This is a genomic window from Arthrobacter sp. D2-10, from assembly GCF_054161285.1.
Map to the genome: position 1 here is coordinate 349,352 of NZ_CP096431.1, position 14,066 is coordinate 363,417.

10 protein-coding genes are annotated in these 14,066 nt (G+C 64.6%); 3 read left to right on the forward strand and 7 right to left on the reverse strand.

The genetic code is table 11. The features are described 5' to 3' along the window. Positions 1-114 precede the first annotated feature (114 nt). The gene (gene aceB, locus M1D74_RS01800; RefSeq protein ID WP_458116282.1) at positions 115-1,731 is read right to left on the reverse strand and encodes a malate synthase A; all 1,617 of its coding nucleotides are present in this window, start codon (positions 1,729-1,731) and stop codon (positions 115-117) included. Between the two features lie 114 nt (positions 1,732-1,845). Further along, positions 1,846-3,198 carry an isocitrate lyase gene (gene aceA / locus M1D74_RS01805; RefSeq protein WP_309069867.1) on the reverse strand — a complete coding sequence of 451 codons (1,353 nt, stop codon included), beginning with the start codon at positions 3,196-3,198 and terminating at the stop codon, positions 1,846-1,848. A gap of 103 nt (positions 3,199-3,301) precedes the next feature. On the opposite strand from aceA, the gene M1D74_RS01810 reads away from it, so the two are divergent. Together M1D74_RS01810 and M1D74_RS01815 are read left to right on the forward strand one after the other, a co-directional pair. Next, positions 3,302-4,810, forward strand: coding sequence for a helix-turn-helix domain-containing protein (locus tag M1D74_RS01810; protein WP_458116283.1), 1,509 nt, complete (start codon positions 3,302-3,304; stop codon positions 4,808-4,810). Between the two features lie 37 nt (positions 4,811-4,847). Beyond that, positions 4,848-5,393 (forward strand): CGNR zinc finger domain-containing protein, encoded by a 546-nt coding sequence (locus M1D74_RS01815; protein WP_458116284.1) that lies wholly within the window; start codon positions 4,848-4,850, stop codon positions 5,391-5,393. 87 nt (positions 5,394-5,480) lie between these two features. Here the strand turns inward: M1D74_RS01815 and M1D74_RS01820 are convergent, their stop codons facing one another. From M1D74_RS01820 to M1D74_RS01840, 5 genes are all read right to left on the reverse strand, one after another. Next, positions 5,481-9,578 (reverse strand): S8 family serine peptidase, encoded by a 4,098-nt coding sequence (locus M1D74_RS01820; RefSeq protein ID WP_458116285.1) that lies wholly within the window; start codon positions 9,576-9,578, stop codon positions 5,481-5,483. Between the two features lie 253 nt (positions 9,579-9,831). Beyond that, on the reverse strand, positions 9,832-10,662 hold the full coding sequence (locus M1D74_RS01825) for a hydroxymethylpyrimidine/phosphomethylpyrimidine kinase (RefSeq protein ID WP_458116286.1): 831 nt from the start codon (positions 10,660-10,662) through the stop codon (positions 9,832-9,834). A 40-nt stretch (positions 10,663-10,702) separates the two neighbouring features. Beyond that, a complete protein-coding gene (locus tag M1D74_RS01830; RefSeq protein WP_458116287.1) occupies positions 10,703-11,152 on the reverse strand; it encodes a YdeI/OmpD-associated family protein in 450 nt (149 codons plus the stop codon). 78 nt (positions 11,153-11,230) lie between these two features. Beyond that, on the reverse strand, positions 11,231-12,058 hold the full coding sequence (locus M1D74_RS01835; protein WP_458116288.1) for a PDC sensor domain-containing protein: 828 nt from the start codon (positions 12,056-12,058) through the stop codon (positions 11,231-11,233). Continuing rightward, positions 12,055-12,831 (reverse strand): FadR/GntR family transcriptional regulator, encoded by a 777-nt coding sequence (locus M1D74_RS01840; RefSeq protein ID WP_458116289.1) that lies wholly within the window; start codon positions 12,829-12,831, stop codon positions 12,055-12,057. Before M1D74_RS01840 ends, M1D74_RS01835 begins: the two co-directional genes overlap by 4 nt. A gap of 163 nt (positions 12,832-12,994) precedes the next feature. Between M1D74_RS01840 and M1D74_RS01845 the strand changes: the two genes are divergently transcribed. Continuing rightward, positions 12,995-14,062 (forward strand): ABC transporter ATP-binding protein, encoded by a 1,068-nt coding sequence (locus tag M1D74_RS01845; protein ID WP_458116290.1) that lies wholly within the window; start codon positions 12,995-12,997, stop codon positions 14,060-14,062. The last annotated feature ends 4 nt before the right edge of the window (positions 14,063-14,066 follow it).

Below are 14,066 nucleotides of genomic sequence, written 5' to 3' on the forward strand. Positions count from 1 at the left end.
GCATTCCCGCTCACCGCCGTCATTTGCCTCACGTGTCCCAGCCCGCTCCGAGTCGGCAGAACACTCCCCGTTTGCACCCTCTGGGGGGCCCGTCCTGCCAAGGGAACGTGAAGATTACCGCTGCAGGGCCGGTGCCGGAGCCTGCCTCGCGCAGAGGTGCCGGGTGTAGGCGGGCAGGGTGAGGAACTCAGGGAAGTCGTCACCGAGAGCCACCTTCTCGAACAGCCGGCGGGCGTCGTCGAACCGGTCATCATCGAAGCGTGGGAGCCGCTCGAACTCCTCCTCCAGCAGCTGCGAGACCCACTCCAGGGTGACGATCTCACCGGTGTCGGTCACGGCCTGGGCATGTACCCACTGCCAGATCTGCGACCGGGAGATTTCCGCGGTGGCGGCATCCTCCATCAGGTTCTTCAGCGTCACAGCACCGTTCCCCCGCAGCCAGGCCTCGAGGTAGCGGACTCCGACCTCCAGATTGGTGCGGATACCCGCTTCCGTAATGAGCCCCTGGGTGCCGGTGAGGTCGATCAGTGCGCGGTCATCGGGCACGACGTCGGTGCGTTGCCGGTCGAACTGGTGGGGCAACTCGCCGAGCACGACGTCAAAGACAGCGCGGGCAACCGGAACCAGGTCCGGATGGGCTACCCATGAGCCGTCGAAACCGTCGCCGGCCTCACGCATCTTGTCCGTGTGGACCTTCTCGAGCGCGACGGCGTTGACCGCCTCATCGCGACGGCTGGGTATAAATGCCGACATGCCTCCGATCGCATGCGCACCACGCCGGTGACAGGTGCGTACCAACTGCTCGGTGTAGGCGCGCATGAACGGCGCGGTCATGGTGACCATGGTGCGGTCCGGCAGGACGAACCTGGGACCGCGCAGCCTGAAGTTCTTGATGATCGAGAAGATATAGTCCCATCGGCCCGCGTTCAACCCGGAGGAGTGTTCGCGCAGTTCGTAAAGGATTTCCTCCATCTCGAATGCCGCCGTGATCGTTTCAATCAGAACGGTGGCGCGGATGGTCCCGCGGGGAATGCCGAGCAGTTGCTGGGCGCGGACGAACACGTCGTTCCACAACCGCGCTTCGAGGTGGTTTTCGAGCTTGGGCAGGTAGAAGTACGGCCCCCGGCCCTGATCAATGAGAGTCCGCGCGTTGTGGAAGAAATGCAGGCCGAAGTCCGCGATGCCGCCGGAGAGTGGTTCGCCCTCAATCAGGATGTGCTGCTCGGGCAGGTGCCACCCGCGAGGACGCACGACGACGGTGGGCAGCGTCTCTCCGAGCCGGTACTCCTTGCCCTCCTCGGTGGTGAAGTCGATTCTGCGCCGCAGGGCGTCGTGGAGGTTCAACTGGCCGATGATGACATTGGACCAGGTGGGAGTCAACGAATCCTCGAGATCCGCCAGCCAGACGTTCGCCCCGGAGTTCAGGGCGTTGACAGTCATCTTGCGGTCCACAGGGCCGGTGATTTCCACCCGCCGGTCCTTTAGACCGGGAGCCGGCGGCGCGACCTTCCAGCCGTCGTCGTTCCTGATGTGTGCGGTGTGGGGAAGGAAGCGGGGATCCTCGCCCTGGGCAATGCGGCTGCGTGCTTCGCGGCGGCGCTGCAGCAGCTCCTGACGGCGCGGTTCTGCGAAGTCATGCAGTTCACGGAGGAAGTCCAGCGCTTCGGCGGTAAGGATTTCATCCTGGCGGGGGATCGGTGGGGCGGTCAGTGTGATGCCGGTGGTGTTCATGGTGATGCTCCTGGCTGAATGTCCAGATCGAGTGGGCAGAAATGACCGCAGCGGGGCGCCTGGCTGGTCCTCAGCGCCCACTCGATGCAAAGGGAAAGGGAGGGGGAGGAGGGTTCAGGAGAACTGCTGGGTCTCGGTGGAGCCGGCCAGGGCAAGGGTGCTGCCGGTCGGGTTGAGGGCGCCGGCTACCTGATCGAAGTAGCCGGTGCCAACCTCCCGCTGATGCTTGGTGGCCGTGTAGCCGCGTTCTTCGGCGTCGAACTCGCGTTGCTGGAGGTCCACATAGGCGCTCATGCCGTCGGTGGCATAACCGTGCGCCAGATCGAACATCGAGTAGTTCAGGGCGTGGAACCCGGCGAGGGTGATGAACTGGAAGGTGAAGCCCATGGCGCCGAGCTCGCGCTGGAACGTCGCGATGGTGGCGTCGTCGAGGTGCTTGCGCCAGTTGAACGACGGGGAGCAGTTGTACGCAAGCATCTGATCAGGGAACTCGGCCTTGACCGCTTCGGCGAAGCGCCGCGCCAGCTCCAGATCAGGCGTGCCGGTCTCCATCCAGATCAGGTCCGCGTACGGAGCATACGCATGAGCGCGGGCGATACACGGCTCAATGCCGTTGCGGACCTCGTAGAAGCCCTCGGGCGTCCGTACTGGTTCCGATCCGGCGCGGATCAGGAATGGGCGATCCCGCTCATCGACATCCGATGTGATGAGCGTTGCCGCTTCGGCATCCGTGCGGGCCACAATCACCGAAGGGACCCCGGCGACGTCGGCCGCCAGCCTGGCCGCGTTCAGCGTGCGGACATGCTGCTGGGTGGGAATGAGGACCTTACCGCCGAGGTGGCCGCACTTCTTCTCCGAAGCCAGCTGGTCTTCCCAATGCACCCCGGATGCTCCTGCGGCGATCATGGACTTCATCAGCTCGAAGGCGTTCAGCGGCCCGCCGAAGCCGGCTTCGGCGTCGGCCACAATCGGCACCAGCCAGTCTGTGAATTCCTCGCGACCGCTCAGAACGCCTTCAGCCCACTCGATCTGGTCCGCCCGCTGCAGCGCGTTGTTGATGCGCCGAACCACCTGCGGGACCGAGTTCGCCGGGTAAAGGGACTGGTCCGGGTAGGTCTGCCCGGACAGGTTGGCGTCCGCTGCCACCTGCCAGCCGGACAGATAGATGGCCCTCAGCCCGGCCTTCACCTGCTGTACGGCCTGGTTGCCGGTCAGTGCGCCCAGCGCATGCGTGTACTCACCGGTCCGGGCCTGGTCAGTGAGCTGCTGCCAGAGCTTTTCTGCTCCCCGGCGGGCGAGCGTGTGCTCCTCCTGCACGCTGCCGCGAAGGCGTACGACGTCGGCAGCAGAGTAGTCGCGCTGGATTCCTTGCCAGCGCGGATCGGCTGCCCACTCGAGTTCGAGGTCGCGGACTGCTTCCGTGTAGGCGTTGGTGTTGTCACCTGGGTGTGCGGCTTCCTGCGTCATTGCAATTGTCCTTCCGGGAGGCGTAATGCCTGTGCGGTTGTGCTGGTGAAGTCAACGATTCTGCATCCTGTAACGGGCATCTAGATGAAAGCTCTGGAAAGAAATGCGATTCTTCGCGTATGGTCAAGAAATGACGACTTCCAGTTGGAATCGCACCCGTCTGCCCGACGCCGAGCCTGCCCCTGACGGGGGAGATGCCATCAGCCTGGGCCGCCGTCTCCGCCACCTCCGCAAGAGCCGTCGCATGACGCTCGAGGAGTTGGGCGCCGTCGTCGGAACTGCCCCCTCCCAGCTGTCCCTCCTGGAGAACGGAAAGCGTGAGCCCCGGCTGGGCATGCTGCAGTCCCTCGCGAAGGCGCTGGAGGTGAGCGTCGACCAACTGCTGGGCGCGGAACCACCGAGCAGGCGCGCCGCACTGGAAATCGCGCTGGAGCGGGCGCAGCGGGGACCGCTGTACGAGTCCCTGGGGCTGCCGAAGGTCCGCACCTCTGCACGCCTGCCCATGGAGGCGCTGGAGGCGCTCGTCGGGTTGCAGGCTGAACTGGAGCGGCGGATGAACGAGCAGGTGGCCACCCCTGAAGAGGCCCGGCGCGCCAACGCTGAACTTCGGGGAGTCATGCGCCGGCAGAACAACTACTTCCCGGATATCGAGGGGGAGGCGCAGAAGGTTTTGGAGTCCGTGGGGCATACGCGGGGGCCTCTCTCGCAGCATCTCATCGCGGACATTGCGGCGCACCTCGGGTTCACGCTGCACCATGTCAGCGACCTGCCGCATTCCACCCGGTCCGTGACGGACCTGAAGAACCGGCGGATCTACCTGACCCAGTCACAGCGGACCGACCATGACCCGCGGTCCGTGCTCCTCCAGGCCCTGGGCCACTACGTGCTGCAGCACAAGACGCCGGAGAACTACCACGAGTTCCTGCGGCAACGGGTGGCCACCAACTACTTCGCGGCTGCCCTCCTCCTGCCCGAGGAGGCCACGGTCGAGTTTCTCCAGGCTGCCAAAGCCGCGAAGGAGATCGCCGTCGAGGACATCCGGGACGCTTTCGCCGTCTCCTACGAAACCGCCGCCCACCGGTTCACCAACCTCGCCACCGAGCATCTCGGTATCCCGACGCACTTCCAGAAGACACACCAGAGCGGCATCATTTACAAGGCCTACGAGAACGACGGCGTAACCTTCCCCCAGGACCATACCGGCGCCATTGAGGGGCAGCCCTCGTGCCGGAAGTGGACGTCCCGGATGGTGTTCGACGTGCCTGACCGGTTCTCCGCCTACAGCCAGTACACCGACACCCCGAGCGGCACTTTCTGGTGCACGGCCCGAACGGAGCACGCCCCCAGCGGAGAGTTCTCGGTGAGCGTCGGCGTGCCCTACGCGCACGTGAAGTGGTTCCGGGGACGGGAGACCACCGTGCGGGGTGAGTCCCGCTGTCCGGAGGAATCGTGCTGCAAGCTGCCGCCGTCGTCGTTGGCGCAGGAGTGGTCCGGCTACGCGTGGCCCAGCGCGCGGGCGCACTCCCATGTGTTGGCGGCTATGCCGCCGGGGGCCTTCCCCGGCGTGGATGAAACGGAGGTTTACTCCTTCCTCCAGGCGCATTCGGGCTAGCGTCGTACAGTGAATGCCCACTCGAACGGGGAGCTCCATGCTTTTTGCCAATGACACTGAAGAGGGTCTGCGGAGTGCCGCCGCCCTGGTCAATACCGAGGACGGTGAACAACTTTCCGACGTCGGTGCTCTCGCGCAGTTTGCCCGCGACTGGAACTGGACCGGCAACCTCGCCCTCGATGATGACGAGCTCGAGGCAGTCCGAACGCTGCGCCCCAGGCTTCGGTCGCTGTGGAGTGGCGACGAAGACCAGGTTGTGGAGCTGGTGAACAGCCTGCTGCGCGAGTTCAATGCCCTTCCGCAGCTTGTCCGCCACGATTCCTGGGACTATCACATTCATGCCACGCCGCGCGAGGCCCCGCTGTCGGCTCGGATGGCGGTCGAGGCGGCGATGGCGTTCGTTGACCTCGTGCGCAGCAAGGAGCTGAGCCGGTTGAGGGTATGCGCATCGCCGGACTGCGACAACGTGCTCGTGGACCTGTCAAAGAACCGTTCCCGGCGGTTCTGCGAGTCGGGATGCGGGAACCGGGCAGCTGTCGCGGCCTACCGGGCGCGGCTGGCCGAACGGGCGCAGACGGCCTGAACGTCCACCTGTCCGCAGGGACGGAAACAGGAGGAAGCCCCCGGCTTACGCCGAGGGCTTCCGATAGTGCTCACCTACCAGTGAAGGTTACGGAACCATCCAGGTGAAGCCGCCCCAACCCTGTCCGTTCTGGACCTTGCCGGCGAAGCCGCCAGTGCCGTTTCCGGAGTAGAGGAAGAGCCGTCCGGCGGGGTCACGCGCCAGCAGGTCGGCGTTGCCGTCTCCGCTGAAGTCGCCCGGAGCCACCAGGGTGAAGCCGTTCCATCCTGAGCCGGGCTGCGTGCGGGCGCCGAAGCCGCCTGATCCATTGCCCGGGTAGAGGAAGAGCCTACCGGCGGAGTCGCGCGCCAGCAGGTCGGCGTTGCCGTCACCGCTGAAGTCACCCGGCCCGACAATGGTGTAGCCGTTCCAGCCTGAGCCGATCTGCGCCGGCGTGAGGAACCCGCCTGTCCCGTTGCCCGGGTAAAGACGCAGCGCGCCGTTCCCGGCGCGGGCAATCAGGTCCACGGTGCCATCACCGTCGAAATCACCTGGAGTGACGATGGCCAGGCCGCTCCAGCCGTTTCCGATCTGCTTGCCCCGGGTGAGCGTACCGGTGCCCGTTCCTGTATAGAGCCAGAGCCGACCGGCGCTGTCCCGCGCCACGACGTCGGCATTGCCGTCGCCGCTGAAGTCACCGGGAACCAGGATGGCGTTCATTGAATTCCAGCCTGTGCCGATCACCCGGCTCTTCAGGAAGCCACCCTTGCCGTTGCCGGGGTAGAGCAGCAACTGCCCTGCGGAGTTGCGGACAAGAACGTCCGGGATGTTGTCGCCGTCGAGATCCTTGGTAGCCTCCTGCTCACCTGCCACCGCAATCGGCACGATCTCGTCCTTCTTCCCCGTCGCGTTGTGGTGGTGAAGGAAGAGTGCCTTGGCGTCGGTGACGTTTTCCTGGCGGTTGACGTTGAGGGTGACGCCGTCAGCGGAGACGAACGATGCGGCATCGGGCACGCCGCCCTCGAACCACAGGGCGGGCTCGGTGACGTTGAAGCTGATCCAGTCCGTGGTATCCACTGGAGCTCCGCTGACACCGTTCTCATCGACATTCAGCACGTTGGACGTTGCAACGCGGTACTGGATGGGCGCTGAAGCACTCAAGGCAGCAGCGTCCATTCCCAGTTCCGCGACGGGAACCGGGAACGTCACCACATTGGTGTCGAAGGTGTTTGTGTCCACGCTTCCGTCGACCCCGTTGGCGAAGTACAGGTCCGTGTCGAAGATCGGCGCTCCCGCGTCGTCGATCGTTATGACCTCGAAGAGGATCATGTCGAGCGTCGGCGCCGCGGGCCCAAGGTCCCCGGCACGCAGGGTGCTGACCACGTAATCGACCGTGCTGTCGCCGTCCGTATCGATTTCGATGGAGACACCGTTATTGCCGCCGAGCTGTGCCCAGTTCTGCCAGGTGCTGACGCCGAAGTTCAGGACCCCTGCCGTCCGGTCCCCGGCCGCGTCGATCAGCGCCGGAACCGTTGAGGCTGCGCCGACTGCTTTCAGGTCGAACGAGTACAGGGACTCCAGCGGGCGATTCTCGGCCCGAGGGCTTTCGACACCCAGGACAAGCGGCGACACGATCGACTGGTAGGCCGATTGACCCGGTACACCCTGGGCAAGGCCACGACCTGACAGGGTCACGGTGCTTTCCAGGTCCGCGGGCCCGTCGAAGGCGGCCTCCGCGCCGGCCGAGATGGCCGACGTCGGCTTCGGAGCCGAGTAGACCGGAACGCGGAGTTTCTGCCCGTCCGTGCTGGTCAGTTCGACCCGGCCGGACACATCGGCGAGGTACTGGCGAGGAAGGCCCGCCTGCACTGCTTCCGCTGCTGGGTCGATCGTCTTGGCGAGCGCGGCCGGATCAGGAATCGCCAGCGTGACGGTCAGCGCGGCCGTGTTATTGGCCGGCACCGTGATCGCCGCCGGGGAAACCGTCACCGTGACGCCGGGCATGGTCGATGCCTCGAGGTATTCTGCGTTATACGTGATGGGAGCATTGGACCGGTTCTCGACGGTGACCTGCCTGGTCACTGACAGGGCCTCGGTGCCGAGTTCCAGCACGCCGAAGTTCACCGAGGTGAGGGCGGGCTGGTCGGTCGCGTAGGCGAATACCGGTGTGTCCAGGGCTTGGATGGCGTCAACACGTCCTGATCCGACGCGGTTCGGTGCGTAGGCAACACCGTCGGCCGTGAGCAGGTCATGTGTAGCCGTATTCATGATGACGCTCTTGGCCTGGTACGGGTTGTACTCATGTGCCGAGAGCACCAGGGCCGCGATACCTGCCGTATGGGGTGCCGCCATGGAGGTGCCGCTCTTCACCGAAGCGCCGTTGCCGGTTCCCACCTGTACCGAACCGATGAGGACTCCCGGTGCCGCGACGTCGGGCTTAACGACGCCGTTGGAACCGTGGACGCCCCGCGAGGAGAAGTCCGCGAGGTTGTCCTGCGCGTTGGAGGGACCGGTAGCAGTGGCCTGGAAGGTGGGGTCGAGCTGAAGGACCAGGGTTCCTGCTTCCGCGGCCGGCATCAGCCTGGTGGTGTCACCGGCCGAGAGCTGGATACCCGGTATCGTGGCGTTTCCGCCGATCCCCGCTGGGAAGATGTCAAGTGTCGTGCCGATGACGACGCCGGCGTAGCCTGCAGCAGCTGCGTTGTTCCAGCGAACGGTGGATCCGCATTCGCGGGTCGCGTCGTTGTCGTCCCAGAAGAGCCAGACCCATTTTCCTTCATTCACGCCTGCGGCAGGCAAGGCGGCGCAGCCGTCATTGTTCGCGCCGGCTGGAGCCATCACCACCTCACCCCGAAGGGTTTCGGGAGTAACACCCGCTGCAGCGTAGTCGAAGTTCACGGTGTACTGCCCGGCGGCCTGACCGGCGACATCTGCCGGAGCCAGCACATCAGCGCGGCCCATCGTGATCTGTGATCCGACGCTCGCTGCGACAGTCAGAGCCGACTCAGCACTTCCCGGGGAACCGCCGATGTCGTACACGTCGCCGTCGTTCCCTGAGGACACCACGGACAGAATGCCCTGTGCGGTCAGCGAGTTGACGATGTCATTTTCGGGATCGTCGTACGCGGGGAAGGCCGAGCCCAACGACATGTTGACGACCTGAGCACGGTCGTCGAAGTTGCCGTCACCATTGGGGTCGAGGACGAAGTCCAGCGCCTGCCCCACAACGAGGCTTGAACCGGTGCAGCCGAAAACGCGCAAGGCCACCAGGCCGGCGTCGGGAGCCGAACCCGGACCGATGCGCATCTGGTTGACAGCCTCCGGGGTGAGATCACTGTAGTCGCCGTCGAATGTGGTGCCGTCCGCATTGACGCCATAACCGGCGGCGGTGCCGGCGACGTGCGATCCATGGCTTTCGCAATCCAGCGGGTTCAGGTCGGGTACCGGCTCATCGTTCTCGGGGTCGTCAGCGTTGTACGCATCGCCCACGAGGTCGTAGCCGCCCTTGAACTTGTCCGGATCGAAAAGTGCCGGATCAGGCTCTGCATCCGCCTGGGCCTGCTCGTACGCCTCGATGGTTCCAGGACCGCCGAAGCCGGCGTGGGTGTAGTCGAGACCGGTGTCCAGCACTGCGATGGTGATTCCCTCGCCGGTGATGTCGCGCGCCGTCCATGCCTCGAGAGCGCGGGTGTCGATGTCTGCGCCCTTGTTCTCGACGGTCTTGGGGACGATTGCGGTGATCTTGACGACGTCAGGTCGCGCAGCGAGCGCTTTGATCGCGTCGGCGTCACCCTTGATCGCCACACCGGGCAGGGTGTTGGTGGTGGTGTAGAGCTGGGAAGCGCTCGCTTCCGCTGCGACCTCGTTTGCCTTCGCCTGGATGCCCGTGCGGATCTCCTTGACGCGGTCCGCCCGGGGGACCGGTGCGGTGAATCCGTTGCTTCGTACCTCTGTGGGCTGAGTCTGTTCGAAGGCGCCCTTGCCCGAGAACTGGACGTATGCCGCCGTCGGGCCTGTCCTGGCCGCGAGCTCGCGGCTGACCTTGGCCTCGAACGCCGGCTGAAGCGCGATCCCCTCGGCCGTGGGCCCGCCGGAATCCGGTGCCTCGAGTGCCGATGCCGGTGCCCACATGCTGGAGGCCAGGGCGAGGCCGGTCAGCGACGCCAGCACAGCCCTTCCTGATCTCCGGCGGTATGACTTGCTCATGCTGCTCCTTAGGAAGGAAGAGTCAAGGCCATACCGCTTGAGTCCGTTCCGAGCCCCCGCAGCACTGCTGGCTCAGCCTAAGACTGGTGTGAGTGAGAATCCCTGTGGTGCGATGGGTGCCAGCAGAACGGTGAGCCCCCGCGGACTCCCCGACTACAGCTTCATGTGTGAAGGGTCACAAGTCAACGAATGTTGGTGTCCCGACCGGATAAATCGTCCTGAGGAATGACGCGGTCAGTCCGGGCGACGGGAATCACCCTGCGGGCTGCTCCTGAAGGTCTCCCGCGCCGCCCTGCCAGACGGCGTCGAACGGTGCGTTCGAGGACACCCGGTTCTTGATCCCTTCGGTGACAAATGCCTTGGCGGTGCGCGCCGCTTCCAGCGGTGTGGCACCCTTGGCGAGTTCCGCGGCGACTGCTGCGGCAAGGGTGCACCCTGCACCACTGACTGCGACATCACCCACCTTGGGGGCACTGAGGACTTCCAGGGTCTCGCCGTCGTAATAGACGTCGACGGCGTCGCTGCCTTCCAGCCGCACGCCGCCCTTCGCGAGCACGACGGCGCCACTCGCCGCATGGATGAGCCGCGCCGCTTCCTTGAGATCCTCCACGGATCGGATCTCGATCCCCGAGAGTGACTCCGCCTCGAAGTGGTTCGGGGTGACAAAGGTTGCAAGCGGCAGGATGTTGGCCTTGAGCGCCTGGTCCGTGTCCAGTGCGGCGCCGGGCTCCTGGCCCTTGCAGATCAGAACCGGGTCCAGCACAACGTTCTGCCACGCCTGTGCAGCGAGAGCGGTTGCGACGGTGTCGATGGTTGTCGGGGTACCGAGCATTCCAATCTTGACGGTACCGATCGTGTAGCAGGACTGGATGGCCTCAAGCTGATCGGCGATGACCTGCGCTTCAACCGGGACAAACCGGTGATTCCAGCTGTCCTTCGGGTCGAAGGAGACGATGCAGGTGAGCGCGGCAATCCCGTAGGTACCGAGTTCCTGGAACGTCTTCAAATCGACCTGCGCGCCGGCGCCTCCGGTGGCCTCAGAGCCGGCGATGGTCAGGGTGATTGCGGGTGCGTCAGTAGCCATTGCATCAGTGTGCCCGACGGTTCGGGGCTAGCGCCAACGGCTAGCGTGCCCTGCCCTCGGCCAGCAGGCTGATGGACTTGTTGATCCGGGCGGAGCGGGTCTCCGGTTTCTTTGCGCCTGCGATCTGCAGCGCGTGCCAGCTCTTGTTGCTGTAGGAGAGCGTGTACCAGAACGCTTTCGCCGCCGGATTCTGATCCAGTGCGGTCACAAAATCCTCGGGTAGGTCGACTTCCCGCGGGGCGGTGTCGAGCTCAACGTCGACGTCGTGAACTTCGCCGGCCTGGACTCCGGCTTCCTTGCGCCGGTCAGCGCTCACTCCAAACATGTAACGCCCACCCATGGATGCGATGGATGTGCGGAAGGCGAAGCCGTTGACGGTCGCCACGATCTTCGGATGTTTGCCGCCGCCCAGGGCCTCCACGACCGATTCCGGGACTTCGAAGCCCGCCGTGGTCTTGCCGGTCGATTCGAGTTCAGCGCGTAACTTCACGGGTGCCTCCAGAGTCGTGAACGGAATGATCGGCAGTGCTGCGAGTGAATTATTCCTTGAACGGTCTGACGGTCTCAATCAACTCACTGCACTGCGATCCGCCGCGATTGGGTGAACGACAGCCAACGGCAACCGGTCGCAGCGGAGCACGGACCGGTCCGAACCTGCGTACCAGTCTCCACGGGGCTGCACTGTGCGAGGAGTATCAGTATCCACCGAGGGCTCAGCCTGGTTCCCTCCTCCATCAGAAGGCGGGAACGTCGAGAAGGCATCGGGGGCGAGTAATGTTCCAGCAGCGACCTGTGGGTCAGCTGAGATCACAACCCTCCCGACATGATTGATGAGGGCCGCTGCAGGATCCAACTCCCGGAGGACAGGGAGCAGCAGTGGTTCGAGAGACTCGACGAATACATCCGCGCCGGCCACGCCCACACTGCGGCCTCTGACCGTAACCGGGACCGTCATGGTCATGGTGTACTCATCCGTGCAGAGGAAATCGACGTAGGGCCCGGTGACGTGTGGTTCCCCTTTCTCCATCGGAGTAGTGAACCATTCCCGGCGCACGTACGCGTCGGTGGCAGCGGCCACCGACGGCAACACCAGTGGTTCCAATGCCTCGCCCTGCCACCAGGCCATGTGCCAGACGGTGTCCGCAATCGCGGAGTTCGCGGCAACGAATCCGGCCCCAACTACCGGCCACCGGTGGCCGTTGACCAGTTCCGCCACCAGGGGCAGGGTCGCTGCATTGACAGCCTTCGCCCGCGGGGGTCTTCCCTGGTCCTCGAACAGGCTGGCCAGTTCCGGAACCCACCCGGAAACTTCAGCGAGAATGCCCCTGAAAAATCCGGACACCTGCTGGAGCGCTTCCGCCTGCGCCGCAACGGTCCCCGTGGATTCGAAGCTCATCCCGTCCTCCTCTGAGGTCTCCCTCGTTCCGACCCGGCCGGCGGCTCTGCCAACCGGGAATGTTCATCGATAAGTGCAACCAGCCCGGTGCGTATCTGGGCGATGACAGCCTCGCGAGCGGCCGCAGCATCCGCGGCTGCTATGGCATCGGCAATGCGCTCACATAACTTCACCATTGCCGTGTCGAAGTCCTTGTCCTCGTGCAATAAAGACATCAACGGGCCGAAGTCCTTGTGGAGGCGTCCGAACTCCCTGGTGAGGCGAGCCGACTGGCTCAGGGCAGCCAGTTCGAGAAGGAATTCACCGACGAGCGCGCCACCGCGGCCGGAACCGATCAGTGTGCGCCGCAGGACCTCGACGTCGTCCGGCCCTGCGGAATCGGCTGCAAGTTCAGCGGCCGTTGCCGCGATAGCACGGTAGTGGATGGCCAGGTCCCGGAGTTCGACCCGGCTCATCCGCCGCAACCGGTTGCGCACCAGTTCAGCGCGTCGTCCGGCTGGAGCGGTGATGAAGGTGCCGCCCTCCCGGCCGCGGCGGGTGGCAACCAGCCCGCGGGAGCGAAGAGCAACGAGGGCCTCGCGTGCTGTCACAGTGGCTACGCCCATCGCTGAAGCCAGTTCGGCTTCGCTGGGTAGGCGGTCGCCGTCGATGAGTACACCGGCCGCAATTCCTTCGACTATCCGGTCCTCCACCCGCTGAGCCTTGCCGACCTCACCTAACGGGGCGAAGACAGTCGCCAGCATGCGCTGACGCGGCGAGGAGTTCGGAGGCATGCATCCAATCCTTCCAGACTCGCTTGCCCGGGTTGCCTGTTCGGGTGAGGAATTCGTAACCGCGAATTTACCGCGTGTGATCCACTTTACATCTAACGTCTGGTTTCATATGTTTAACGCCGACGTAGCGCACATCACATCCTGCTTCCGAAAGGACCCCGCCGTGCAAGCCACAGCACCCGCCGCCGACATTGTCCAGGACCGCACGGGCACAGCGGATACCCCCGCCATCGTAATGCGGGACGTCGTCAAGACGTTCGGCGACTTCACAGCGGTGAAGGGGCTGGACCTGGACATCAGGCAGGGCGAGTTTTTCTCATTGCTCGGGCCGTCCGGCTCCGGCAAGACCACGGTCCTGCGTATGATCGCCGGTTTCGAGCTACCCACGTCGGGTGCTGTCAGGCTCGCAGGACATGACGTCACGCGCAAAGCGCCATTCGAGCGCAATGTGAACACCGTCTTTCAGGACTACGCGCTCTTTCCGCACCTGACCGTTGCCCAGAACGTGGAGTACGGTCTGAAGCTTCGCAAGACCCCACGGGCCGAGCGGCGGAGGCTGGTCACCGAGGCGCTTGAAATGATCCGGCTGCCCCAGGTGGCGGACAGGCTGCCCTCTCAGCTGTCGGGAGGGCAGCGTCAGCGGGTGGCTCTGGCTCGGGCGCTTGTCCTTCGTCCACAGGTGTTGTTGCTGGATGAACCGCTCGGTGCTCTCGACAAACAACTCCGTGAACAGATGCAGGTTGAGTTGAAGCAGATCCAGCGAAGCGTTGGAATCACCTTCGTCTTTGTCACCCACGACCAAGAAGAAGCGCTTACGCTGTCCGATCGGGTCGCCGTCTTCAATGACGGCATCGTCGAGCAGGTTGGATCCCCTGAAGACCTCTACGAACGGCCACGCAGCCGCTTTGTTGCATCCTTCCTGGGAAGCACCAACCTCGTCGAGGGTGAACTTGCCCGTCAGCTCACAGGGTCTCCAGCACTACTGAGCATCAGGCCCGAGCACATCCATATCCGACCTCTCGATGGCGCGCCTGTCGGGGACGACGTCTCCACTGTCGAAGCGGTGATCGAGGAGATCGTCTACACCGGACCCACCACACGATTTGTTGCACGGACCGACGCAGGGCAGACCCTCATTGTTCAGGAGCAGAACGATTCCCGCGCTTCGGGCGTCCACCGTGGAGACCGGGTCCGTCTTCAGTGGTCGTCCCGCTTCAACTACGCCGTCTAGACCT